Source organism: Nonomuraea candida (assembly GCF_000725485.1).
Classification (GTDB): Bacteria; Actinomycetota; Actinomycetes; order Streptosporangiales; family Streptosporangiaceae; genus Nonomuraea; species Nonomuraea candida.
Map to the genome: position 1 here is coordinate 1 of NZ_JOAG01000236.1, position 204 is coordinate 204.

Below are 204 nucleotides of genomic sequence, written 5' to 3' on the forward strand. Positions count from 1 at the left end.
CGCCACTCCGGCAAGGTCCTCGACGTCCACAACTTCTCCACCGCCAACGGCGGCGCCATCGTCCAATGGACCGACGGCAACGGCACCAACCAGCAATGGCGCCTGGCCGACAGCTCCGACGGCCACGTCCGCCTCATCTCCCGCCACAGCAACAAAGCCCTCGAAGTCCAGGGCGCCTCCACCGCCGACGGCGCCAACATCGTC

The 204-nt window shown here is 68.1% G+C and carries 1 protein-coding gene; it reads left to right on the top strand.

The genetic code is table 11. From position 1 onward, the window contains the following. On the top strand, positions 1–204 hold a 204-nt coding region (locus IO39_RS43875), incomplete at both ends, for an RICIN domain-containing protein (protein ID WP_043638119.1).